The following is a 23,881-nucleotide window of genomic DNA, read 5'->3' on the forward strand; positions in this document are numbered from 1 at the left end:
CTGGTCGCGCCTTAAAACGGAAGTGCTCGAACTACGCGAGTGGCCCGTATTTGCCGATCTGGCCGACGCGCAGGCCAGCGTCGCGGAGTATTTTGACTATTATAATCACGAGCGGCTGCACTCCAGCATTGGTTGTCAGACGCCCTATCTCGCTCACCAACACCTTCTTCCAACTACCGCCCTAAACTGTCTAGTCTAACCGGACCACCTCATACGGCCTTGAACTCGCTTGGGAAGGTGGGCATAGCAGGACGGTGTCGTTGCCCAAAGCTAAGCCTGCTCTACCCGGCGGGTTTCTTTTTTGCCCCTAATCCTGGTTCAAAAGGCTAAAGTCAAGCTCAGTCTGATCACAAAAATAGGAACCCATTTTTACTATTTGTATATTCATGTATAATATTTAAATTGTCATAGTGGTTTCACGAACTGTGTAGTATGTCGCGACTTTTGTAGGTCGCGTACCCGCGCCGCTGGGTCGTTCGGATACGCGACCTACAAAGGCCGCGTTACTAATCCCAACCACTACCCCGTTGACAAAACTGCTAAGTAGGTGGCGAAAATCGTTTTGCATTAAAAAGCACGTCATGCTGAGCTTGTCGAAGCATCTCTACCGCACACTAAACCAATCGTTTAACGACTCGTTAGAGATGCTTCGACAAGCTCAGCATGACGTTCCAAATAGGTCAAACTAATTCTTGTTGGGTACTTATAACAGTTTAAATATTATATACCGGAATCTAATTATAGCCCCGGAGCCCGACACACCATAAATATGGGTCTGTTATGAATACTACAATATGCTTGGTTGCTAATACAATTCATTATCCAACAGGTGGCGGGCATCTATGGGCGTATCTTAACTGGGCGCTGGGCTTCCGTTCTATTGGCTGCCGCGTGATCTGGTTGGAGCAAGTTAAATCCGATATGTCCGCACCGGAGTTGTATATACATGTTGCCATACTCAAAAGCAGGCTAGTGCCTTACGGACTGGCTAACGAAGTAGCTCTGTGCTCCTCTACTGGCGATGCACTACCCCCAGAAAAGCTTGGAAGCTGTCTGGATGTAGAATCTGCCGCGGCTGCTACCGATTTATTGCTTAATCAAAAGTATGCCCTACCGACTACTATTGTAAATCGGTTTAAGCGAACCGCTCTGCTTGACATAGACCCAGGGTTGACCCAGGTGTGGTTAACCAGCGGTATCATACGCATAGCGCCCCATGATGTATACTTTACCATTGGAGAAACCGTAGGCCAGCCAGGCGCACGATTCTCGGACGCGGGCCGCAACTGGCATTACACTCCCCCTTGTGTTTTCTTAGAGGCATGGCCAGTATCTCCAACTCCGGCGCCGGCAGTGTTTACGACCGTCAGTCATTGGAACATGGAATTGTGGGAAACAGACCAGGATGGGCTTTACCAGAATGACAAGCGCAATGGATTCCTGCCTTTTCTCGAATTACCCTTGCATACTGCTGTCAAGTTGGAGCTGGCTATTTTCTTGGGGAAAGATGACCAGCAAGACCGACAAATGCTGGAAGGCTACGGATGGCGCGTTCAGGACAGTCAGAATATAGCCGCGACCCCAACCAAGTATCAGTACTATATCCAGAAGTCATCCGGCGAGTTTAGCTGTGTCAAACCTTCCTGTATCCGCCAGCAAAATGCTTGGATTAGTGACCGAACGCTATGTTATCTGGCCAGCGGCAAGCCAGTCGTAGTGCAGCATACCGGCCCGTCACGCTTCTTGCCCGACGCGGCGGGCTTGTTTCGGTTCCATACGATGCAGGAGGCTGTACGCAGTCTTGAGCATGTGGCAGCTGACTATAATAAGCAAAGTGCTTTAGCTCGCTCCTTAGCCGAAGAATATTTTGATGCCCGTAAAGTAACAGCGGCCTTATTAGAAAAGGCACTTCCTTAAAAGGTAAAATAGTATTTATACAGTACATTATTTTTTTTAATCAGCTACGCCTTGTATGATGAAAAACATAGAAAGGAATCCCATAGTGGCCATTCTTGCCTACCACAAAATTGGGGACCCGCCCGAGAAGGGGTGGCCCACATGGTCCTATGTGTCTGCTTCCGTCTTTGAACAACAACTTGCTTATTTGGCAAAGAATCAATGGACGGTTATTGACCTCGACACTTTCTTAAAAGGGTTCGAGCAGCCAGAAATTTTGCCGGATCAGGCAGTGCTTATCACATTTGACGATGGCTATCGATCTAACCTGATCGTCGCGTTGCCTTTATTGCGCCAATTTAGCTATCCGGGCGTTATTTTCGTTCCCACCGGATTTATAGATGGCTATAACGCGTTTGATGCCGATATCTTCTACGAGCCGGAGGAGCCTATTTGTAGCTGGGAGGAATTAAAGGAGTTGGAGCGACAAGGGGTATCGGTCCAATCACACGGCGTTTGGCATCGGCATTTCTCTACGCTTTCAGTAGCGGAACAGGTAGTGGAAGTCGTTCAATCAAAGGCCGAAATTGAAGCCAGACTTAACAAGACGCTCAAGGTTTTTTCTTTTCCCTATGGCGATGACGGACTAAACAGTAGTCAAACTGAAGAGCTACTTGCCGAAGCGGGCTACCGAGCTGCCTGCTTATATAACGGCACTTCCTTTGAAGTAAAGAGCGCCCTTCCATACCGCCTTGAACGCATTCCTATCGGGCCAGATACCGATATGAGTTTGGTGCTGAAGTTAGATAATTGCTCGACGAGAGGCTGAAAATATGGCGGTTTCGCGAACGGCGTACAGGCGGGGTAGAGACGCGATCCTCCGCTTCTCCTGCCAGGACGGCAACGGATGAGATCGTTCAACGATGAGACGCGAAGGGTCGCGATTTCTATGATTCAAACGATTCAAACATTCAATTTTGCGAAACGGCTGCAACCATACATAAACTAACATAATTTTGGTATTTTCATTAAATTAGTTTGATAACAATAAAATATTGACTTTTTTTGATAAACTGCCTGTTTGCCAATCTTGTATAAACGCTAAAAAGATTACCTCTTGGATGCCTCCCAGTGCTTGAGTTTGCTAACTGCAATATTATTATGCATATGGAAGACGGCAGACTTATAGACATGGTACGTGATTATAATGAAAATTATATCCAAGAGAAAAAGAATTTGTTGACATAATTTTCAGATCAATAATTTCTCAACACCCGTTATCATGAAAATACTTGTCTTAGGATATATTGTTAGAGGCCCCCTGGGTGGAATGGCATGGCATCATTTGCAATATGTAATTGGTCTTAAAAATATGGGGCACCAGGTGTTATTCCTAGAGGATAGCGATGGTTATGCTTCCTGCTACAACCCTTCAACGAATGAGGTTACAACTGATCCATCTTACGGACTACAATTCTGTAAGAATATTTTTACCCAACACAACTTGCAGCACAACTGGAGTTATTATGATGAACATACTAATAGCTGGTTTGGGTTGAGCAAAAAAGCAGTGGAAAATTTTTGCAATAATGCGGATGTAGTTTTAAACCTTTCAGGCATCAATCCAATCCGCGAATGGTGGTTAAATGTACCTACGCGTTGCTATCTAGATACCGACCCTGCATTTACACAGATAAAACATATCACTAATAATGCGGCCTTAGAAATAGCCAAAGCACACACTCATTTTGCTACTTATGGCGAGAATTTTGGTAAGGCAATCTGTTCCATTCCCAACGACGGGATTGACTGGAAGCCAACAAGACAGCCGGTAGTTTTAGGTAAATGGAATACTAGCCAATCTACACAAAATCGCAACTGGACTACTGTTATGCAATGGGACAGTTACCAAAGCCAGGAGTATAAAGGGAAAGTGTATGGAATGAAATCAGCATCATTTGATGAGTATATTGATATGCCATCAAAAGTTCAGGATATTTTTGAATTAGCATTGGGCAGTCATGCTGTCACAAAATGCAAATTGATAGACGCAGGATGGAAGGTTAAAGATCCTTTAGGAATTACGCTTACTACTGAAACTTACCAACAATTTATATGTAACTCTAAAGGTGAATGGAGCGTTGCTAAGCAGGGCTATGTTGTTACAAAAAGTGGGTGGTTCAGCGAAAGAAGTGCGGTATACATGGCAAGTGGACGCCCGGTAATTGTGCAGAATACAGGATTCTCTGATTTTTTACCTGTGGGAAAAGGATTGTTAACTTTTACCAACATGGCAGAATCTATAGCATGTATTGAGAAGGTAAACGGTGACTACGAATACCACTGTAATGAGGCACGAAAGATTGTTGAAGAATATTTTGACTCAAATAAGGTTTTACGTGACTTATTAAAAAGCTTTTAATCATTATGAAAAAAAACAATTCTATATATATGTATATAAACATGGTGGGTGTAATTCAAAACTTCGCTTGGGGCTGCTATCTTTGAAGGAGACCATTGCCCCCCTTGTGATGATGACCAAAGCGGACTACTTGGCCCTGGCTGAAACTCGTTTCGAGGCGCTCTGCGCCTTAGAGCGCCACGCCGACTTCTACACGTTTGAGAAAGAATTTGACCAGGTCTGGACCGGATTGGGCCGGCAGGTGCTGAAGCAGACGGTCGGGCCGGTGCCTGCCGACAAGCGAAAAAAAACGGTATCCGCAGCCGCTACGGCAAGATTGAAGTAGCCGTTAGCCACGCTTTCAGCCGGCCCGTGCTCGGCAGCCGCACCAGCCCCTACCTGCAGGAGAAGCTGGCCTTGCTCAGCACGCTGACCGTTTTTGGCCAGGTGCCCGAGTTGGTCGAGCAGTTGCTGGGCCTGCGCGTCAACCAGAGCCAGGTGTACCGGCAGTGCCAGCGCATCGCCGATGGGCTCGACGAGCAGCACCTGAGTACGCCCTCGCCCGCGCTGGCGGCCCAGCAAGCGCAGGCCCCGGGGATGGTGGACGGCAGTATGCTCTTCACCGATCACGGCTGGCAGGAAACCAAACTCGGCCGCGTGTTCGCCGCTGACCTGTCCGCTAACAAATCTGCGGGGCCGCAAGCATCGGAGTACGTGGCCCACCGGGGCTGCTATACGGGCTTCACGCCTCACTTCGAGCGCCTGCTGCCGCCCGACAGTCCGGTGCGAAAGGTCTTTATCACGGACGGGGCTGCCTGGATTGGTCAGTGGCTCTCTACCAGTTACCCTGACGCCACCCACATCCTCGACTACTACCACGTGGTCGAGAAACTGGCCGCCGTGGCCCGCCAACTGCCGCAAGGCGACACCTGGCTGGCCCGGCAACAGCAGCACCTGCTTTGCGACGAGAGCGAACGGGTCGAAGCCCACGTGGCCGGGCTGCGGCAGCTACCCGCGGCGGACCGGCAGGGCCTGGGGAGCTACCTGCGGGCCAATCACTACCGCATGCGCCATGGGCTCCTGTCCAGGCCGACAGCCTGCTTATCGGCAGCGGCCCGATTGAGGCCGCGCACCGCAGTGTGCTGCAAGTACGCATGAAACGCTCTGGCCAACGCTGGGCCAACCACGGCTGCGACCATCTGCTACGGCTACGCGTAGCCTACAAAAGCCGCAAGTTCGACCTCGTCACCCAACTACTCAAAAGCAGCCAAGCGAAGATTTGAATTACACCCGTTAAAATATTATATACTTGAAAGAAAGGTTGCTTTTATTCTGGCAATCGTATCAGTCTCATTATTGATTATTATTTCTTCTAAACATCCTTTTTCAAGATGTAATATAATGTTGCAAGAATTTAACATATCAAGACGGTGAGTAATAAGAAAAGTTGTACGTCCTTTCACTAAACGTTCCATTGCCTCCATTATTTGAGATTCATTTTTTACGTCCAATGAACTTGTGGGTTCGTCTAAAATTAATATAGGGGCATTTTTGATAAAAGCCCTGGCAATTGAAATGCGTTGTCTCTCACCACCTGATAAATTCATTCCTCTTTCTCCAGTTAAAGTATCATATCCGTCAGGATAATTAATGATAAAATTATGAGCATTAGCCATTTTAGCGGCCTCAGTAATTTCTGCTTTACTGGCATTAGGAAGGCCATAAGCAATATTTTCCCCTATTGTTGTTGAAAATAATACCGGTTCTTGAAGTACTATACTAAATTGCTTACGGTAATCTGATAGTTTGTATTCTTTTATATTTACACCATCGACTAAAATTTGACCGTAAGTAGGGTCGTAAAATCTAGTAATCAAACTAATTAATGTTGACTTACCTGCTCCGGTAGATCCAATTATTCCAACCCTATCTCCCGGGTAAATTTTAAAAGACAGGTCATTTAAAATACTAGTTTCCTTTTTATAATGAAAGCTCACATTGTGAAATTCAAATAAACCATTTGCGCGTATAAAATTAACAGGATTTGCTATTTCTTTGACTTCTTTTTCTTCATCAAGCAAGGAATAAACCCGCCCTAAACTTACTAATGATGATTGTACTTCGTTCAAATTACGACTGATTGTGTCAAGAGGTCCGTATATCTGACCCAGATAAGTCATTACCATTGTTAGTTCACCAAGGGTCATTTCTCCTGAATAAACATACTTTGCCCCTAAAAAAATAAATAAAGCCGTACCTATCGCATAAGTCATTCCTATGCAAAAATAGAACGAAGCATCAATCCAAGCGACTTTTAATTGCCCCTTCATCGCCATATCAGTTTTTGACATAAATCGCCCGCTTTCTCCATTTTCTTGTCCAAATGCTTTTACTACGCGTAAAGACGTAAGCACTTCTTGAATAACCGACATAGCATTACTCTCGTTTTCCTTGACTTTTTGCCACTCTTTTTTTAATTTTTTTGAAGAAAAACGAATAAGAATAGCCATTGGAGGGATAACAGAACATGCTATGATGGCAAAATGCCAATTAATATTAAGCATTACCACTATCATTCCCGTCAATGTGATAAATGATGATAATATGGGCGATAAATTTTCTATTATTAAGGTTCGAATTGCATAGGCATCGTATTGGATTTTATAAACTGACTCTGCAGTTCCTTTGCGATCGTGATAAGCAAGGGAAAGTTGTTGGATATGATTAAAAATATGAAGTCTAAAATCCCTTACAAGTCTTTCACCTGTATAAGTATTAAGAAGCCATATAACAACGATATATATATTATCAATCAAGGCAACGAAAATAACCAGTGAGATAGACAGTCCTATTACTGACGCAAAAGAGAATTCGTAGTTGGATGGAAAAAAGAAAGTTATGAAGTTGGGAACTGGCTTAGCACCAAAGCCACTATCAATAAGAATTTTTAGTGCCAAAGGCTTCATTAAAGTAATAGGCACAGTAAAAAAATTACAGATAAATATACCTGCAATATACAGCCAGTGAGGGCGAGCTTGATCAAAAGATCTTTTTAATAAGTAAGAAGTAGAAAAATTCATTTTACAAATTTTAATGTCAATAATTTAAAAGAGATCAACCAGGTGTTGTAACGCTCAGGAGCGGGAGCTATCTAACGAGTAGATAACCATTTAAGAACATGAAATTGTGGTAGTTATCCGTGCGTTATCCAATGGGGAGATTGCTATTTGATTAATCGACTAGGGCTAAGAGGTGTGAAAGAACTTTGCCACTGTCAAAATATTCATAACCTATGGATTTGGCAGCTTTAGCATGCCGTGGATAATCTTGTATCACATCGGTGATGGCCGCGCTTGCAGTTGTCAAATCGCTGCAAGCAAGCAAGCCTTCCCCTGATGGAATATATTTAGACCACTGAGTATCCTGGGCAACTACTGGCTTTCCTGCTGCCAAGTAACACGCAGAACGGCCAGAGAACCATCCGCTGTTGGACTTAACATAGGTTTCCTTAGCGGCTGAGAATTCAGCTGACGAACTTTGAATAAACCTTTTATAGTCATGGGTCGTCGCAATAACATCCATTGGGTCCAGGACCTTCCAGCCATAGTTTTCTATGTGAGAAGGATTAACATTTTTTTTAAAGCCAGCAGATACAGCAAGAATTATTTTAAAATTTATGTCATCAAACATTTTAGGTAAGTCAATAAATTTTTTGAATTCGACGTCCTTTTGCCCCCATTCTTCTTTTTCAAAGAATAGTTTAGTACGAGTCGACCAGTTCATGACTGTCGAGAAACTTAATTTGCAAGTTTGCGCACTCATTGCTTGTTTGTTCCAATAGTCAAAGCATATTGGTTGGCGGGTAGGCAACCAATTAATATCTAGCGTGGGAATCCGGCAATTCTCAGCTCCAATATTTTCTCCAAAGCTGAAATAATGGGTGTAGCAGGACATGGGAATCTTTGCGGTATGATACCTTAAGTCTATACTTTCAACTTCTGTTGTTTGTACTTGGGTAAACATCGGGTCTGAATCTAGTAGAATGCGCGTAGGAATTTTAAGGTATTCCTCTCGGTAAATAGTCGCGTCTGAAACATTTATGAATATGTCAGCAGTAGCGCATATCTCCATAACCTGCGCGAGGGACATGCCATAACATTTACCATTGAATGTATCACGATAAGCCCAGCGCTGAGATAAGCCAAATTCCTGCATTGTTTTTTGCAAGTAAGTAACAGTGTCAAATGGATCATCCAAAGGTCGGTCGGTCTTTCTGTATGTGGGATATTGGCCAGTGTCTTCAATGTAAAACACATCATGGCCAAGCAGTTGAAAGCCTAAAGGGTACTGGAGGTAATCCCACGTAACACCTCCGGTAGGGTATAAGCCAATAAAGCCTCCGACAACGATTCTTAGCTTTTCCATGGGGTCAGCCGATATTCTGAAACTTATGCAGCTCTGCGTATACTTTTCTCTCCTTATGCAAAATTTCGTGGGTTCCGGTTTCAGCTAGTCTCCATCAGGGCAAACGCATGAACATTGAGCACTAGCGTTTCCAGCAACTGAAGGCACTTTTGCCGCAACTGGGTTTCAGACTCGCGGCTTTGTGAAGTGGCTTCAGATGCAGCAAATGCCTTTGACCGTTCGTTCATGCGTTTGCCCTGAGTCTCCATTCTTTGAAGCTTATTCCAGATAAAAGGCGAAGGTTTTGCGTGAGGAGTAATATTTGGCTCCTCTGGCGGACGTGAGGGCGTTAAAGGGGGCGCAGAGCGCGGCTACGTAGCCCAAAGAGGAATAAGTCACCTGCCGTGAGGTGGCCCTGCCGGCCGCGGTAGGCCCCTGCGCCCAACAGTGCTGCGGAGGCCAGACCGGTAATCAGCGCCGTGAGCGGGTTGTACGTCGTGCCCACCACGGGGGCTTGCTGGAACGCCTGCCCGAACTCGGCGACTTGCTGCTCTATCTGTTGCTGCATTAGCCGTTCGCGGCCGAAGCTCTGGATGGTACGAATGCCCGTCAGGCTCTGCTGCACGAAAGCCGACAAAGCCCCCTGCCGGGCAAAATGCTCGGCGGTGGTTTGGTCCATGGGCTTATAAAACAACGCCAACGCCAACACCAGCAGGGGAACTACTGACATGGCTATCAGGGCCAACAGCAGGTCGAGTTGTACCATTACATAGCCCATGGCCGTCATACACATGAGCGAAATGATACCGGGTACGACAATATAAGCTACCACGAAGTACACCACGAACACGTCCCCGGTGATGCGCTGCAGCAAGTCGCCAAGTTTGTGCTGCGCGTAGAAAGTAGGCGACATGCGCAGCATTTTATGGTAAAGCTTCAACGAGAGGTTATACACCAGTTTGTGCCCCAGGCTGACTGTCAGGCGCACCACGGCCGCCGAGAATGCCGCGCTGCCAACCGTCACGACAGCTGTGAACACAACCAGCACCAGCAGCAGCTGGGGCTGGTCGTATGCAAAGCGTGCAGCGCCGGGCCAGCGCTCCAATCCGAAAGGCAGCGGCATGGTGCCCAGTACGTTGTGGATGACGAGCTTGATTGGAAGCGGCTTTACCGCTCCGAGCCCTAGGCTCGCCAGGCCAATGACCATGAGCAGCAGTAACTGGCTGGTGCAGTGGAACACGTGCCGCCAGAGGCGGGCTAAAAGTTGAACGTTGCGCATGGCAGATTTTCCAGGGTGCTTGGGGGGGCTGCCCCCCAAGCGCCGGTAGTTGTGGAACTGTATAGGCCTTTCAAAGCAGCGCCCTCAGACCAGTTTGTATTCGCCGTATTCCGTTGCCAGCTCGAATGCCGGGTTTTCCGGCTCGGTCACGTTTTCCACTGCCCCGGCAGCTGGTACGGATAACAGGCTGCCGAATGCCAGCGACAAGTCGCTCATCGAACGTGCTACGTCGGTCAGCAGATGCACCGCGAAAAGGGCCGTGCCCATGGCGAATAGCCCCGATAAGACATAGGCTCTATCCAGTAACGAAAGCGTTGTTAGCGCCAGCAGCAGCCCGGTGATAACGTAGGCCGATTGACTTAGCACCGTCCACGACTTGAATTTCACCATCATCCGGCCGCCGCCGTGTTCTTCGATGGCCATGATGGCACGGGCGCCGGAGAAAAAACTGCAACTGGCTTGCAAGTCCCACCGGTCGAACGTACCGCCGCGGCGGGCGCGCACTTTTCGACGCAGCAGGTCGTGTTCTACCCGGGCCAGCAATTCTTCCACCGGGTGCCAGTCTTCTGACCATTGCTCCTGCGCGCGCACCCTTTGCAACAGTTTGCTGAACGACTGCTCGCCGCTGCCACGCTTACGCCAGGGCGTGAGGCCATGCTGCAAGCGGCCAACGAGCCGGGCTACGGGTTGCATGAGGTGCAGCAGCATGGTTAGGCCATACAGCTGCACCTTCAGGGACCAACGCTGCACGTGGCGTAGGTCGGCATATGCGGCGCTAAGCCCGGCTTGGGTAAGCACCACCACGCCAGTGATGATGAGCAAGGGCAAGGCCCACAACAAAGGCTGCCACAATACTGACAGCATCGACAATGCCCCCAGCAGACCCATTAACAGGAACCACTCAGGCATAAGCGGCAAGTAGGCCATAGAGTTGGGCGCTTGCTCATAAACCGATTGAAACAGTGCCGAGCCCCAGGTTCCGTGGAAGACTTTGCGTTTGCCCAGCTGAATAGGTTGCGTGAGGCCATTGCCGTAAATGCGGCCCGTCCAGGTAAGGTGGCCAAAGCTGTTGTATTTCTGCGGCCATTTTCCCTCCAGCAGTGCCTCTGCCTTTCCGTAACCCTTCTGCTGCTGCCAGTACATTTTCAGGGAGTTGCGGCGGTGGTGCCACACAAAGGCTGCGGCGTGGAAACCGATGGTACGCCCGGTATGCAACACGCGCCAACACAGGTCCACGTCGTCGCCGGCAGCGCGGTATATAGGGTCGAAACCGCCGACTTCCAGCAGCACCTCGCGGCGGAACGCCATGTTGCAGCCGGGAATGTGCTCGGCCAGCTCGTCGGTGGTGAGCACGTGAACCGGGCCGCCCGGCGCGTTGGCCACGCAATGGGCAATCAGGCCGTCGTCGGCGGGCGGTAGGTTGGGTCCGCCAATGCCCGCGTGTTCCGAGTTGAGGAAAGCATAGGCCAGGTACCGCAGCCACTGTGGGTCGGGATAGGCGTCGTCGTCGATATAGGCTACGATGTCGCCCTGGGCGGCGTACAAGGCCGTGTTGCGGGCATTGCTCAGGCCTTGGTTTTCGGTAGTGATGATTTGTACGTCGTACTCCGTGAGGATGTCCAGCAGTTTGTCCGTGGAGCCATCGTTTACCACAATTACCTCGAAATTCGGGTAGTCCAGCGCCTTGAGGCCTTCCATCGTGTCGCGGATGGTAGCGCTGCCGTTGTAAGAGCACACGGCCACCGAGATGAATGGCAGCGCTGCGTCGTTGGTAAAAGGAACATCGGCATAGGCCTTACTGACCGCATACAGCGCGGGTTTGGGCCGGCGGTTGCGGTCGACGAGGCCAAAATCCCAGTCCTCAATGTCAAAGCCGCCGCGCCACCATTCGTCGGTCCAGGCAAACACGAAGGTGCCTACGCACCCCTTGGCAAAAATCATCCGCAACTGCCAATCGAGGCTGTCGGCTTGCTTTTCCTCCCCGTTACGCTGGCTGTCCAGACCCACTTCGGCCAGGAGCAGGGGCTTGTCGCCGACGAGGTTGTGCAGTTTGGCAATGTAGCCGTTCAGCTTTTCCGGCGACTCCAGGTAAACGTTAAAGCAGAAGAAGTCGAGGAAGGGCAAGGTCAGGTACTCCGTCGTGGGGTAGTTGACGTAGGTGACCAGCCCCTCCGGATCCTCTGCTTTAACCGCCTGGTAAAGGCGCTGCAGGAAGCCACTGATTTTCTTCTCGCCGTACCACCGTACAATGGAAGCGGGTATCTCGTTGCCGATGGCGTAGCAGAGCACGGCTGGGTGGCGCCCCAGGGTGTGCACACTGGCCCGCATGTCGGCCACGATACGCGCGCTCTGCGCGGGGTCGTCCAGGAAAGTAAGGTGCTGTTCCCAGGGCAGGCCTACCATCACGTGCAGGCCGTATTCCAGGGCTTTGTCAAGCAGATAAGCGGGCGGCACGGTATAGGTTCGGACGGAGTTGATGCCGTTTTGAGCCATGGCGGCAAAGTCGATATCCACGCTGTCGGCCGGGGGGTACTGACTTCCGTCATCCGTGGGGCGAAACGTACCGTACGTGACGCCCTTGAGGTAAAATTTTTGTTTTCCCCACATCAAAAATTTTCCTTCGATGTGGATTCGCTCTCGGGACGCGCATGGCTTGGCCGTGCGAACCTCTCGGGTAGATTCGTTTCGCATAAGGTGTGGTGTGTGGGCACAAGGCGACCCGAACCGCGCGTTTGCGCGGGATCGGGTGCTAGCGCTTTTCGTGAGGCAAGCGCGCGGAAGCGCTTTTCAATCTCCCAACGGGAGCAGGGTCGCTGGTCCGCCTAAGCGGCTTCACTTTCGAGGGTGTTTAAGGTGATACAGAGCGCAGTGGATCTGGCTTGGGGACAACGGTGGCGGAAGCGGATTTTGCAGCTAAGGCCCTGGCCAAAAGCCAAGAAGATGCCATATATGCGAAATCAAATATAAACACAAGTTTGATTAATTGTACGTATTCACGATAATATTTAACTTAATAAAGTTTGGTGCGGGTTCAACAGAGTGCAATGTATTCGCCTTTGGCTGTCCACTTATCTCATGTCGAAGCTGTTTAGGCAGTTGTTCGGAACGCTCCAGATAAGGCATGACACGAAAACGACCTCCTAAACAGCTTCGGACGTTTGAAATACTTTCGTCTCTGGTACAAAAAGCCCCTTTCACTACCGGTGAGCTTGCCCTTGCCCAAATTTTTGCTCGTTGCTCCGGTTCAGCAGCCTGCTAAAGTTTTGGGGAAGGACAAGTTCACTACTGGTGAGAAGGGCTTTTTGCTGGGCAAACCGATATAAAACAGGCTTCGGGCACCAAGCTGTTTTCCGTAGCTTTGACCCCTCTCACGTATCGTTGGCTATACTCTTATGGATGATCTGCGCACCACCTTGCTTTCCTTTCCTGCCGAGGACCGGAAGGATCTGGGGCGGTTCATTCAGCGGCAGGGCAAAGCGCAGAAGGGCCGCCTCGACGTGCGCCTTTTTGACCTGCTGCTCCAGCAGCGGGAGTACACTACCGATGAGCTGGTGCTGCGCCTCTACCCCGATGAGCCTAACCCGGTGGCGTATTATGCCCTGCGCAAGCGGCTGCTGAGCCATATCACCGATTTTCTGCTGCTGCGCCAGCGCCATCAGGACCCCACGGCGGCCTCGTCGGTGCGGGGGCAGCTGACGCTGGCCGAATACCTGTTCGAGGCCGGCGTACCCCGGCTGGCCTGGGGCGCGTTGCGCAAATCCGAGAAGCTGGCCCTGACCCACGAGCAGTACGAGCTGCTCAACACCGTGTACAACCTCCAGATTGCTCAGGCCGACAGCGAGCATGCCGAGGACCTGACCGACATCATTCGCCGCCGCAACCTGAATAAAAAAGCGGCTGAAGAAGAGGAGCGGGCCGGAATTGCCCATAGCCTGATTCGGCGACGGCTGCGCGAAGCCCGCCTGCGCGGCCGGGCCGGGGAGGCCTTCAACACCATTATTCAGGAAGTGCTGCGCGAGTACGAGCTGCAGGAGGCTTTTGCCCGCCGCCCCTCGCTGCTCTACCGCCTGCTGGCCATCACGCGCAGCGCCATGCTGGCCCGGGGCGACTTTGTGTCGTTCACGCCCTTCGCCATCCGGTGCTACCGCCTGATGGAACAGCGCCACGGCTTCACCCCGGCCCATCGCTACTACCAGCTCGGCCTGCTGTACATGATAGCGCACGGCCTCTACCGCAGCCGCCACTTCGACGAATCCATTGCGTACCTGGAGCGACTGAAGACCGTGCTCTACACCGAGCCGCGTAGCTATTTCGCCGACTTTTACCCGAAGTACACGTTCCTGCTGGCCGCGAACTACGCCTTTCTGCGGCGCAACAAAGACAGTATCCAGCTCCTCGAAGAGTTGTTGAAAGGCCGGGAAACGGCGCTTAGTCCCCGCGACGAGCTCACGGCCCGCCTGGGCCTGGGCTTCCATTATTTTGCCGACGGCCAGTACCAGAAAACCAATCGGGTTCTGATTAACATCGGGCATACCGACCGCTGGTGCGAGCAGCAGATGGGGCTGGAGTGGGTGTTTATGAAGAATATGGGCGAGATGCTGGTACAGCTGGAAATGGGCAACCCCGACCTGGCCCTGAACCGCGCCCGCGCCATTGAGCGGAGCCTGAAAGAGCGGTTCGCGGAAGGAGCCACTACCTACCAGCACGTGCTGACTTATCTGCGGCTGGTGCGCGAAATTATCGAGAACCCCGACGTGGTGAAAGCTCCTGAGTTTGTAGCGCGGGTCGACCAGATGCCGCGGGCCCTGCCCGAGGAGCGCGAAGATCTGCAGGTGCTCAGCTTCTTCGGCTGGCTGCGGGCCCGCATTGTGGGGCGGCCCTACTACGAAGTGCTCATTACCATGACCGAGCCGGAAGGCCGCAACAACGGGCCGGAGGCTAAGCCTCAGCGCCCGGCACTCCCGGGTGCCTGACTTCTGCCGGCTGATACCAGCGCAGCAGCGGCACCAGAATGATAACCGGTAGCGGCGACACGATGAAGTCGATGAGGCGGCGGGCGAGCTGGTACGCCCAGGGAGCATCACCGGCCAGCTTGCCTAGTAAAAATAGCGCCGCACAGGTAGTAAACACCGCTCCGTAGAGTTGAAGCACTCTCCAGACCTGTTGGGTAGTGTTGAGCACTACGGCCAGCAGCAGCAGGCAGCCGCTGGTATACAGCAGCGAATAAGTGACCACTGAAACCAGACTGCGCTTGGTAACCAAGCCGCTGATGCCCTGCTGCAGAGCCGCGGCGCGGTCAGTGAGCCCTACCAGCGTGAGTAGCTGCTGCCAGAACTGGTCGCTGGCTGAACGAACAACATCCGCATACATGCCCGCGCCGAAAATCCCCAGCACCAACAGAGCCGCTATCACCCAACGCAGCAGGTTAGAGCCAATCCAGCGGCCCGGCGGTGCCAGAGTCGGCGAGGGGTGAAGATCACGCATACGCCGCTGATGAGGCTACTACCGGCGGTGGGCTGGCCAGGCGCCGGGCCCAGATCATCCAGAGCAGGAAGATGCAGCCGTACACGACAAAGGTGAACGTGTAGTGGTGGTTGAAATCTACTGACTCGTGGTAATACAGATGGTTGAGCGCCAGACCCCCGACCCGGATGATATTGAGCAGGTAAATGGCCAGAATGCCCAGGGGAATAAACCACAGCTTCCGGCGTACTGGTCCCGGAAAAGCCAGCACGAAGCCCGTAAACAACGCGTACAGCACCAGCCCGTTGCACGGATTGCCCACGTGCACCACTTCCTGCCGGTTAAGCAGCAGCATATAGGGATCGGCGCTGGCTACGCTGGCCTCGAACCCAAACAGGCGCAGGGCCCGGGCACTGGCGGCAGTGATGTTGGCGGAAAGAGCCGCGTCGAGGCGGCCATCTAGGGCCAGCCATTGTTCGTAGCCCAAAAACCAAACTCCGTACAGCACGACGGCCAGTACCAGAAAGCGGCGGAGGGGAGGCGTAACGACGGGAGCGGCGGCAGCTTGCATAAGGCGAAATATACCAGCTTGTGCGGGAGTCGCCAAACCACCGCCCGTAAACCGGGGGAATTCGGGCTGAGTAAGCTGGGGGTGGTGTTCATGCCGGGGCGGGCCGCGTCGCCGCGTCGCCGTGGGGCATCACGGGCCTTTGTCTACCTTTGAGAATCTCCCTTCGGTTTTTCCGTCCGTATGTTCGATTCCCCTTTGCCTCCGTCGCCGGTTTTCGAGCAGAAACCGGACTATCAGCAGAAAGTCAAGCAGGTTTTTGCCGAGGTCGGCAAGGTCGTCGTGGGCCAGCAGTATATGGTGGGCCGCCTGCTCATCGGGTTGTTTACCGGCGGCCACATCCTGCTCGAAGGCGTGCCGGGGCTGGCCAAAACCCTTACCATCAGCACCCTTTCCAAGGTGCTGCACCTGCACTTTCAGCGGGTGCAGTTCACTCCGGACCTGCTGCCGTCGGACCTCGTGGGCACCATGATCTACAACCAGGGCCAGTCGGTGTTCGAGGTGAAAAAGGGGCCCATCTTCGCCAACCTCGTTTTGGCCGACGAAATAAACCGCTCCCCGGCCAAGGTGCAGAGCGCCCTGCTCGAAGCTATGCAGGAAAAGCAGGTCACCATCGGCGAAACCACCTACCCGCTGGATCTGCCGTTTCTGGTGCTGGCCACCCAGAACCCGGTGGAGCAGGAGGGCACCTACCCGCTGCCCGAGGCCCAGGTCGACCGGTTCATGATGAAGGTGTACGTCGACTACCTGAAGAAAACCGACGAGCTGGAAGTGATGCGCCGCATGGCCAACATGAGCTACGTGGGCGAGGTAAACCCAGTGCTGACCAAGGACGATATCTTCGCCATCCGTAATCTGATCAATCAGGTGCAGATTTCGGAAACCCTGGAGAAATACATCATCGAGCTGGTATTTGCCACCCGCAAGCCCGCCGATTACGACCTGGCCGAGTTTGCCCAGTACGTGCAGTTTGGGGTGAGCCCCCGGGCCAGTATCGCCCTGCACCGCGCCGCCAAGGCCGTGGCCTTTCTGGATGAGCGCGACTACGTGCTGCCCGAAGACATCAAGGACGTCGCCGGTGACGTGCTCAACCACCGCATCCTGCTCAACTACGAAGCTGAAGCCGACGGTATCCGCACCCAGGACCTGATCGACGCCATCCTGCGCAAAGTACCCATCAGCTAATGCCCCGGCAGCCAGGAGCACACAACGCGGGGCGCGTGAAAAACGGAATCAAGCAGCTGCTCAGCCGGTTGCTGGCGGCGCGGCCGGAAATGCCGCTGAGCTTTTACGCATTGGATGTGGTGTTTCGGCGGCTACTGCGGCAAAATGCCGGGGTGCGCTGGGCAGTGCATCATACCAGCACCATTCGCAGCCCCGAGCGGCTGACGGCTGGTCGGGGCTCCTTTCCCGGCGACTCGCCCGGCGTGTATATCAACGCGGATAACGGTGTCAGCATCGGCGACTTCACCAACCTGGGGCCCCAGGTTGGGCTGATTTCGGCCAACCATGATGCGGTAGATAATGGCGTGGGTGTGGCAGCTCAACCTCTGCGCGTGGGCAGCTTCTGCTGGCTGGGTATGAGAGCTGTTGTGCTGCCGGGCGTGGCGCTGGGCGATTTTACAATAGTGGGAGCCGGGGCCGTGGTAACCCGGAGCTTTCCGGAGGGCTACTGCGTGCTGGCAGGCAACCCGGCCCGAATTCTAAGACATCTGAACCGCGAAGAATGTGATGCGCAAGCCCGAAGCACCTACGAGCGGCACGCTGCTAGGAAATAGCGCGTACATTTTCCTGATTCGATTTTTTCCGGCTCTGGCTACTGTCGTGGCGCTCGTGTGGTTGTCGCGGCACATGAGTGCGGGCTGGTATGGGCGCTACCAGAGTTTTTGGGTGCAGTGGCAAGTGCTGCATGTCGTAGCCTGCCTGGGCCTGCCGACGTTGGTGCTTACATATCCGGCGGCGCTGGTAAACGGGCTGGTGCAGGGCACGAGCCGACAGCAGGCCGCAACGGTAGCAGGCTGGTGGGTAGTGGTGGCAGGCGGACTCACGGCCGTGCAGTGGCTGACGAATTCACTCTTTGCCCCCTGGCAAGCCGGCGCGTTCCTGTTGCTGAGCGTGCCGGTAGCGGTGCTCGAAGCGTATGCCTTGCTGGGGCGGCAGTTCCGGCCGGTGGCTTTGATCAGCGTAGCGTACGCCGGTATTTTTGGCCTAAGCCATGCGTTGCTGGTGGGGCAGGTGCTGAGCAGTACGCAGCTGATGTACTGGCTGCTGCTAGGCAATGGGCTGCGGCTGGGCGCGCTGGCGCAGCTGGCCCGGCGGCAGTACCCCGCCGCCGCCGGCCCCGTAGCCTGGCACACTGTGCGCAGCCTGTGGTTTCATACCGCCCTGAATGAAGTGGTGCAGGTGTTGTTCCGGTGGGTAGATAAGTTTGCTCTGAACTTCCTGCTGCCCGCCGCTCTTTTCGCGCTTTACTTCAATGGGACGCTCGACGTACCGTTTCTGCCGCTGCTGCTGGGGGCGGCCGGCAGTGCGCTGTTACTGCATTTTGGCCAGCCCGACCTGCCCGACGCCGCCCGGCTCGCCACCTTGAAAACGGCCGCTACGGTGCTTGGTCGCGTTGTTTTTCCACTGTTCTTTTTCCTGATTCTTTTCCGTGCTGAGCTGTTCGGAGTCGTTTTCGCGCACCGCTACGATGCGGCCGTGCCGCTCTTCTTGGTGTCGTCGCTCGTAATACCACTGCGGGCTTATAACTTCACGGCGCTGCTGCAGCACAAAGGCTGTGGACGCATTATTACCATTGGGGCAGTGCTTGATTTACTGCTGGCGCTGGGGCTCATGTATCCGCTGTACCGGCTGCTGGGACTGGCGGGCGTGGCGCTGGCTTTCGTGGTCAGTACCTACTGCCAGGCGGGTTTCTACCTGGTCCATACGGCCCGGCTCCTGGCCGTGCGGTGGTACGACTTGCTACCCTGGCGCTCCTGGGCCGGGCAGTTTGCCGGCTTCGGGCTTGGGTTTCTGTTGCTGCACCTGCTGTTGAGCCACTTTTTTACCCAGCAAGTAGTGCTGCTCTCGGCTGGTGTGGCCACCTGCTTGCTGATAGTGGTGTCGTTGCGGCGGCTGCGCCGCCAGCAGAGCACCAGCCCTTAACGCCTTTGCAACGAAAAGGCATGCTCCAGATGTGGAGCATGCCTCTATCCGCCTAGCTATATTTCCTGATATAAGCAGCTACTAACGTACAGGTGAATTATTTAGCTACTACGAACCGTACCATCTGGCTGGTTTCGTTCGTGGTAATGGTGGCCATGTAGACGCCGTTTTTCAACGAGGAAGGCAACGCCAGCTGCTGCAGACCAGCACCCAGACGACCCGCTTCGATAATGGCTACCTGCCGACCCAGCGCATCTACCACGCGCACCGTGGCGGCATCAGCCCGCTTCAGGTCGAACGACAGCATTGCGGCCCCGGCTGTTGGGTTGGGCGCTACGCTCAGGCCCTGCACCTGGTCAGAGGCGGCAGGCTTAGCCGCCAGCGTGAAGCCCGGACGGTTGTAGCAGGTGGTCTGGGGGTTGAAGTTAGACCAACCGGCGGCCCAGTTGGTAGTTCTCCCGAAGGCCCCGCGGAACGTGCCGGTTTTGTTGAAAAAGGCATCGGCCAGCTTGGCATCGGCAAAGGAAGCGCCGGTATTCAGCACCGAGCCAGCCGGCAGCGCCAGGTCAGGCACGCAGGGCGCATTGCTGCAGGTACCCGTCACCCGGAAGTTATCGGCATTCAGCCCCAGGTCGCTGCTGGCCGGCAAAGTGGTGTTGCCACTATTCAACCAGAAGCCCTGCACGTCGAAAGTACCGCCGCTTTGCTGGGTATAGGGGTTGCCCATGCCCGCCATTACGTTGTTCTTGAGCACCAGCGTTCCGCCCGTGGCGTTGGCCTGCACGGCCGAGCCGTCCAGGGTCAGGCCCTGGGGCCAGCCCGTCAGCACCGAGTTGAAAATGGAGATGCTGGTGTTGCGCCGCAGGTGTATCGCCCGCGTGAAGTTGGCCGTAACGCCGATGGGGTTTGGCAGAATAGCCGTGATGTTGGAGAAAACAGGGGCCGTACGGGGCGTCAGCGTCGAGCCGGCCGCATCGTTGTCCGACTCAAAGGCCGTCGAGCCCGATACGTCAGCCGAGTTCGGCTCGCGCAGCACCAGACCGTACTGCACCTTGCCCTGGAAGCCGAAGTCGGTATCGAAGTCGTCGTCGGTAGCGGCAATGGCAATCAGGTGCTTGGCATTCACCGTGCCGCCGAACCACTCGAAGGAGTCGTCGCCGGAATAGGCTACCTGCACGTAATCAATAGTAGTACCCGCGCCAACTCCGCCCATCGTCAGGCCGTTGATTTCGGAGTTAGGCTGGAAAGCAATACCGGGGAATTCGATGCGCACGTAGCGCAGCGTACCCGAGTTGTCGTTCGGGTCGGTGCCGCCGTATACCGCCCCTACGCCGCCCTCAATGGTGGGCGTACCGGCCTGGTTCACCGGCGCCCGACCGCAGAGGATCAGTCCGCCCCAGTCGCCGCGGGCCCGGGAGTTGACCGGCAGGTTGGAGGTGAAAACGATGGGCCGGGCCGCCGTGCCGTTGGCCTCAATGCGGCCGCCCTGCTTGATAATCAGGGTGCCTTTGCTGGGTTTATCGCCCTTGATGATGGTGCCGGGCTCAATGGTCAGGACCGCGCCATTCTCCACGAATACAAAGCCATTCAGCAGATAGATGTTGTTACTGGTCCAGGTCGTGTTGCTCGTAATCGAGCCCGATATGGCAACGGTAGCCGGGGCAGCCGGGCAGACGGTCTGGGCCGATACCGGGGCAACCGGGGTAGCGGCGGCTACGGCGCAGGCGAGCAGGGCAGGGAGTAGAAGCTTTTTCATGACAGGATGGATGGAGGAAGGATGGTCAGATTTGCCGGGGCGAAGGTCCGAAACCAATACGCCCACCGGGGTAGGATGGGCGTTATGGTTTCGTTAGCGGGAGGTTACCTTATTGTGTAGGCGCTAGAAGTTGTAGGTCAGGCCCAGCGTGGAGTAGGTGCCGCGGCGGTAGCTCGCAAACGACACCCGGGGCTCGTCCTTGCTGATCTTGCCGTCCCGGTTCAGGTCGTAGTAGGTGCGGTAGCGCTGGTTGAGCAAGTCCTGGATGCCGGCTTTCAGCTGCAGATGCTTGCCGAGGCCCTTGGTTACGGCGAGGTCCACTACGTGGCGGGGCATCTCAATAGCGGAGAAATTCTGCGTCTTGTCGCCCACGAAGGAGATGCGCTGCCCTATCACGTTGTACTGGGCGGAAACCTGCCATTTGCGGTCGTCATCCTGGAAAAACACGCCCGTGTTGACCACGAAGGGCGACTGACCCTGCAGGGCCCGGTCGGTGAGGGCGAAACCCCGGTTCGCGTCATTGTCGGGCAGCTGGACGCGGCTGCGGATGAACGAGGCGTTCAGCACTACCCCGAACTTCTGCAGAAAAGGATTCTCGGTGAGCTCCACGAAGCCTTTGCGGGCCTCCAGCTCGATGCCGACGTCGTAGGCCTTATCCGCATTCTGGTACGTGAGGTAGAGCTGGGAGGTCCCTACCGATTGGGTGGTCTGCTCAATAGCGTTGCGGAACTGCTTGTAGAATACCCCAACCGACAGCATTTCGGAGCGGGTCGGGTAGAACTCGTAGCGCAGGTCAGCGTTGTAGATGGTGGCTGTTTTCAGGCTGTCGTTGCCCGTGATGATGGCGTTGTTGTTGAAGTCGAAGTAGGAGAAACCGGCAATTTCACGGAACTCCGGACGGTTCACGCTCACGCTACCGCCCAGGCGGAGCAGGCTGCGCTGGTTGAAGTTGTAGGTGGCGTTAAGCGAGGGGAGCGGAATGGTTTTGAGCTCCTGGTACTTGGGGTCTTCCCCGCCGTCGTCGAGGAAGCGCCGGTTGTGCTCCACGCGCAGGCCACCCGACAAGCTGAGCTGGTCGGAGATGGGCGCTACCACCCCTACATAGCCCGCCAGCAGCGTATTTTCAGCCTCGTACGATTCGTCCGGCTTGGTGCCTTCTTCCAGCTTGAAGCCATCAACGGGGTTGATGTTTTTCGGAGCGAAGATCCGGTCAATAGGGGAGGTCAGGATAGCGTCGCGGTCGGGCCGTTTGCTGAAGGCATCGAAGTTGCTGAACGTGTAAGAGAAGTAGCGCTGGTTGTATTGCCGGGTTTTGCGCTCCGTGTAGAAGCCCGCCCGGATCTTATACTCATTGGCTTTGGTCGTGTCGCGGCCCAGAAGGCGCTGCTCCCACTGGCCGGCGCCGGTGTAGGTGTTCTCCTTCAGCGACGAGAAAAAGCGGCTGGCATCGAAGGGGTTACCGCCATTGGGGATTACCACGAAAAACTGGCGGTCGGAATCCTCGGGGCGCTGGGCCCGGTAGCGGCTGTAGTCGGGCTCGTCGCGGTATACGTAGTTGTAGCCGCCGGTCCAGGTTACGGTCGAGCGGCTGGCCGGGCCTACCTCGTGGGTGCCCTGCAGCTGGCCGGAATAGATCGTGCGGCTCTGGTAGTGCAGGGCATGGTCGTTGCGCTCCTGCTGTTCTACCTTGTCAACGCCCCGGCGGTTTACTACTTCGTCGGTACCGTACTGGTTCAGGAAGTTGCGGAACTCCACCCGGTTCCGGTCGTTGAGGCGCAGCTGCCAGTTATGAATCACGCCCAGCCGGACGGCCGTCAGCGCGCGGGTATCGTTGTAGTCGTACTGCAGCGGATACGTCTGATCAATCTCAACAAACTCGCCGGCCCGCTGGCGCGACTGCACATATTGTTCGCGGGTGTTGGAGTAGGAAACCGACGTCACGTTGCTCAGGTACATCGACCCGATTTCAAAGCGGCGGTTGATGCCCAGCGAAGCCCGCAGATCGGGCATGGCCTTGGCCAGACTCGGTAGCCAGGCCGTGCTGCGAAAGCTGCGGCTGATGGTGTTGAGTTGTTCCGCGGGAACGTTATCAGGACTTACCTGTCCGGCCGGTACGGTGGCGGGCAGATCCCGGCGGCCATTGTCGAACCCTAACCAGTCGGTACGGGTGCGGTTGCTGCTCATGTAGCCATTCTGGAACGTAGTGTTGTTACGCGCCCAGCCGGAGAGGCTGAAGCTGGTCGTGTTTTCCAGCACCGAGTTCTTGGTGTACACTTTTACCACCCCGCCGCCAAATTCGCCCGGCAGCTCCGGCGAGCCCGACTTGAAAATCAGGATCCGGTCAATCACCGACGAGGGCAGAATATCGAACGAAAAGGAGCGGGTATCTACTTCGGCTGAGGGCGTCAGCGCGTCGTTCAGCATCACCGTGTTGTAGCGCTCGGCCAAACCACGGATAACGATGAAGTTGTTGTTTTGAATGGTTACCCCCGGAATCCGCTTCACTACTTCCGAAGCATCCCGGTCCAGGGTCTTCACGATCTGGTCGTTGCTCATGCCGCTGACGACCACTTCGCTTCTTCGCAGATCCTGAATCAGGGCCACCTCCGTGCCCGTTTGCTTCTGGCCCGTCACCACTACCTCTTTCAGATTCTGGGCGTTTTCCTCCATCACGCCGTTCAGGGTCGTCTTGGCGTTGGCCGCTACCACGATGCCCGGGAAGTTCAGCGGCTTGTAGCCGATGTAGGTCACCGTGATACTGTAGGTGCCCGGGTCGAGCTTCAACTCGTAGTTTCCCTCCACGTCAACCGGGGCCGCCTGGGTGGTACCGGTAACCAGTACGGTAGCCCCAATGACCCCTTCCCCCGTCTTTTTATCGGTTACCTTCCCCCCGATTGAACCCTGCTGGGCCAGGAGTAAATGACTGAAAACGAGGAAGAAAAATAACAGGCCGGAACGACGCATATA

General features: G+C 54.3%; 19 protein-coding genes. 11 read left to right on the forward strand and 8 right to left on the reverse strand.

Features of this window, described 5'->3' with window-relative positions:
* Positions 1 to 22: 22 nt before the first annotated feature.
* The 7 genes from ABD833_RS19380 (at position 23) to ABD833_RS14530 (ending at position 5,580) form a co-directional block, all read left to right on the forward strand.
* Positions 23 to 199 (forward strand): integrase core domain-containing protein, encoded by a 177-nt coding sequence (locus ABD833_RS19380; protein ID WP_425553675.1) that lies wholly within the window; start codon positions 23 to 25, stop codon positions 197 to 199.
* Positions 200 to 780: 581 nt separating this feature from the next.
* A complete protein-coding gene (locus tag ABD833_RS14505; protein WP_345073935.1) occupies positions 781 to 1,917 on the forward strand; it encodes a glycosyltransferase in 1,137 nt (378 codons plus the stop codon).
* 151 nt (positions 1,918 to 2,068) lie between these two features.
* Positions 2,069 to 2,725 (forward strand): polysaccharide deacetylase family protein, encoded by a 657-nt coding sequence (locus ABD833_RS14510; RefSeq protein WP_345073936.1) that lies wholly within the window; start codon positions 2,069 to 2,071, stop codon positions 2,723 to 2,725.
* A 453-nt stretch (positions 2,726 to 3,178) separates the two neighbouring features.
* Positions 3,179 to 4,318, forward strand: coding sequence for a glycosyltransferase (locus tag ABD833_RS14515; RefSeq protein WP_345073937.1), 1,140 nt, complete (start codon positions 3,179 to 3,181; stop codon positions 4,316 to 4,318).
* An 82-nt stretch (positions 4,319 to 4,400) separates the two neighbouring features.
* Positions 4,401 to 4,643, forward strand: coding sequence for a hypothetical protein (locus ABD833_RS14520; RefSeq protein WP_345073939.1), 243 nt, complete (start codon positions 4,401 to 4,403; stop codon positions 4,641 to 4,643).
* Positions 4,644 to 4,669: 26 nt separating this feature from the next.
* Complete coding sequence (locus ABD833_RS14525; protein WP_345073940.1) at positions 4,670 to 5,455, forward strand: hypothetical protein; 786 nt, start codon at positions 4,670 to 4,672, stop codon at positions 5,453 to 5,455.
* Positions 5,452 to 5,580 (forward strand): hypothetical protein, encoded by a 129-nt coding sequence (locus ABD833_RS14530; RefSeq protein ID WP_345073942.1) that lies wholly within the window; start codon positions 5,452 to 5,454, stop codon positions 5,578 to 5,580. Before ABD833_RS14525 ends, ABD833_RS14530 begins: the two co-directional genes overlap by 4 nt.
* 18 nt (positions 5,581 to 5,598) lie before the next feature.
* On the opposite strand, the gene ABD833_RS14535 is transcribed toward ABD833_RS14530, so the two are convergent.
* The 4 genes from ABD833_RS14535 to ABD833_RS14550 all read right to left on the reverse strand — a co-directional run bounded on the left by ABD833_RS14535 (position 5,599) and on the right by ABD833_RS14550 (position 12,671).
* Positions 5,599 to 7,377, reverse strand: a complete 1,779-nt coding sequence (locus ABD833_RS14535; RefSeq protein WP_345073943.1) for an ABC transporter ATP-binding protein — start codon at positions 7,375 to 7,377, stop codon at positions 5,599 to 5,601.
* A gap of 151 nt (positions 7,378 to 7,528) precedes the next feature.
* The gene (locus tag ABD833_RS14540; protein ID WP_345073944.1) at positions 7,529 to 8,722 is read right to left on the reverse strand and encodes a hypothetical protein; all 1,194 of its coding nucleotides are present in this window, start codon (positions 8,720 to 8,722) and stop codon (positions 7,529 to 7,531) included.
* 328 nt (positions 8,723 to 9,050) lie between these two features.
* On the reverse strand, positions 9,051 to 9,980 hold the full coding sequence (locus tag ABD833_RS14545) for an ABC transporter transmembrane domain-containing protein (RefSeq protein ID WP_345073945.1): 930 nt from the start codon (positions 9,978 to 9,980) through the stop codon (positions 9,051 to 9,053).
* Positions 9,981 to 10,064: 84 nt separating this feature from the next.
* The gene (locus ABD833_RS14550; protein WP_345073947.1) at positions 10,065 to 12,671 is read right to left on the reverse strand and encodes a glycosyltransferase; all 2,607 of its coding nucleotides are present in this window, start codon (positions 12,669 to 12,671) and stop codon (positions 10,065 to 10,067) included.
* 701 nt (positions 12,672 to 13,372) lie between these two features.
* Here ABD833_RS14550 and ABD833_RS14555 point away from each other — a divergent pair.
* Complete coding sequence (locus ABD833_RS14555; protein WP_345073948.1) at positions 13,373 to 14,953, forward strand: hypothetical protein; 1,581 nt, start codon at positions 13,373 to 13,375, stop codon at positions 14,951 to 14,953.
* On the opposite strand, the gene ABD833_RS14560 is transcribed toward ABD833_RS14555, so the two are convergent.
* Together ABD833_RS14560 and xrtX are read right to left on the reverse strand one after the other, a co-directional pair.
* On the reverse strand, positions 14,919 to 15,464 hold the full coding sequence (locus tag ABD833_RS14560) for an XrtX-associated membrane protein (RefSeq protein WP_345073949.1): 546 nt from the start codon (positions 15,462 to 15,464) through the stop codon (positions 14,919 to 14,921). The two genes, ABD833_RS14555 and ABD833_RS14560, sit on opposite strands and share 35 nt — an antisense overlap.
* Positions 15,457 to 16,014: an exosortase X gene (gene xrtX / locus ABD833_RS14565; RefSeq protein ID WP_345073951.1), complete on the reverse strand. Its 558-nt coding sequence runs from the start codon at positions 16,012 to 16,014 to the stop codon at positions 15,457 to 15,459. The genes ABD833_RS14560 and xrtX overlap by 8 nt, the downstream gene beginning before the upstream one ends.
* Before the next feature lie 180 nt (positions 16,015 to 16,194).
* Here xrtX and ABD833_RS14570 point away from each other — a divergent pair, with 180 nt between their 5' ends.
* Genes ABD833_RS14570 through ABD833_RS14580 form a run of 3 tightly spaced genes read left to right on the forward strand, consistent with a single transcriptional unit; the run spans position 16,195 to position 19,158 of the window.
* Positions 16,195 to 17,196 carry an AAA family ATPase gene (locus ABD833_RS14570; RefSeq protein WP_345073952.1) on the forward strand — a complete coding sequence of 334 codons (1,002 nt, stop codon included), beginning with the start codon at positions 16,195 to 16,197 and terminating at the stop codon, positions 17,194 to 17,196.
* Between the two features lie 35 nt (positions 17,197 to 17,231).
* On the forward strand, positions 17,232 to 17,789 hold the full coding sequence (locus ABD833_RS14575) for an acyltransferase (protein ID WP_345073953.1): 558 nt from the start codon (positions 17,232 to 17,234) through the stop codon (positions 17,787 to 17,789).
* Positions 17,790 to 17,835: 46 nt separating this feature from the next.
* Complete coding sequence (locus ABD833_RS14580) at positions 17,836 to 19,158, forward strand: polysaccharide biosynthesis C-terminal domain-containing protein (RefSeq protein WP_345073954.1); 1,323 nt, start codon at positions 17,836 to 17,838, stop codon at positions 19,156 to 19,158.
* Between the two features lie 97 nt (positions 19,159 to 19,255).
* Here the strand turns inward: ABD833_RS14580 and ABD833_RS14585 are convergent, their stop codons facing one another.
* Complete coding sequence (locus ABD833_RS14585) at positions 19,256 to 20,914, reverse strand: T9SS type A sorting domain-containing protein (protein WP_345073956.1); 1,659 nt, start codon at positions 20,912 to 20,914, stop codon at positions 19,256 to 19,258.
* Between the two features lie 123 nt (positions 20,915 to 21,037).
* Complete coding sequence (locus ABD833_RS14590) at positions 21,038 to 23,878, reverse strand: TonB-dependent receptor (RefSeq protein ID WP_345073958.1); 2,841 nt, start codon at positions 23,876 to 23,878, stop codon at positions 21,038 to 21,040.
* Between the last annotated feature and the right edge of the window lie 3 nt (positions 23,879 to 23,881).

The organism is Hymenobacter fastidiosus (genome assembly GCF_039539565.1).
GTDB lineage: Bacteria > Bacteroidota > Bacteroidia > Cytophagales > Hymenobacteraceae > Hymenobacter > Hymenobacter fastidiosus.

Excerpts from the sequence above, each read along its gene's own strand:
- ABD833_RS14545 (WP_345073945.1), bottom strand. The coding sequence starts at position 9,980 with ATGCGCAACGTTCAACTTTTAGCCCGCCTCTGGCGGCACGTGTTCCAC.
- ABD833_RS14535 (WP_345073943.1), bottom strand. The coding sequence starts at position 7,377 with ATGAATTTTTCTACTTCTTACTTATTAAAAAGATCTTTTGATCAAGCT.
- ABD833_RS14555 (WP_345073948.1), top strand. The coding sequence starts at position 13,373 with ATGGATGATCTGCGCACCACCTTGCTTTCCTTTCCTGCCGAGGACCGG.
- ABD833_RS14530 (WP_345073942.1), top strand. The coding sequence starts at position 5,452 with ATGAAACGCTCTGGCCAACGCTGGGCCAACCACGGCTGCGACCATCTG.
- ABD833_RS14585 (WP_345073956.1), bottom strand. The coding sequence starts at position 20,914 with ATGAAAAAGCTTCTACTCCCTGCCCTGCTCGCCTGCGCCGTAGCCGCC.
- ABD833_RS14505 (WP_345073935.1), top strand. The coding sequence starts at position 781 with ATGAATACTACAATATGCTTGGTTGCTAATACAATTCATTATCCAACA.
- ABD833_RS14515 (WP_345073937.1), top strand. The coding sequence starts at position 3,179 with ATGAAAATACTTGTCTTAGGATATATTGTTAGAGGCCCCCTGGGTGGA.
- ABD833_RS14570 (WP_345073952.1), top strand. The coding sequence starts at position 16,195 with ATGTTCGATTCCCCTTTGCCTCCGTCGCCGGTTTTCGAGCAGAAACCG.
- ABD833_RS14540 (WP_345073944.1), bottom strand. The coding sequence starts at position 8,722 with ATGGAAAAGCTAAGAATCGTTGTCGGAGGCTTTATTGGCTTATACCCT.
- ABD833_RS14550 (WP_345073947.1), bottom strand. The coding sequence starts at position 12,671 with ATGCGAAACGAATCTACCCGAGAGGTTCGCACGGCCAAGCCATGCGCG.
- ABD833_RS14560 (WP_345073949.1), bottom strand. The coding sequence starts at position 15,464 with ATGCGTGATCTTCACCCCTCGCCGACTCTGGCACCGCCGGGCCGCTGG.
- ABD833_RS14590 (WP_345073958.1), bottom strand. The coding sequence starts at position 23,878 with ATGCGTCGTTCCGGCCTGTTATTTTTCTTCCTCGTTTTCAGTCATTTA.
- xrtX (WP_345073951.1), bottom strand. The coding sequence starts at position 16,014 with ATGCAAGCTGCCGCCGCTCCCGTCGTTACGCCTCCCCTCCGCCGCTTT.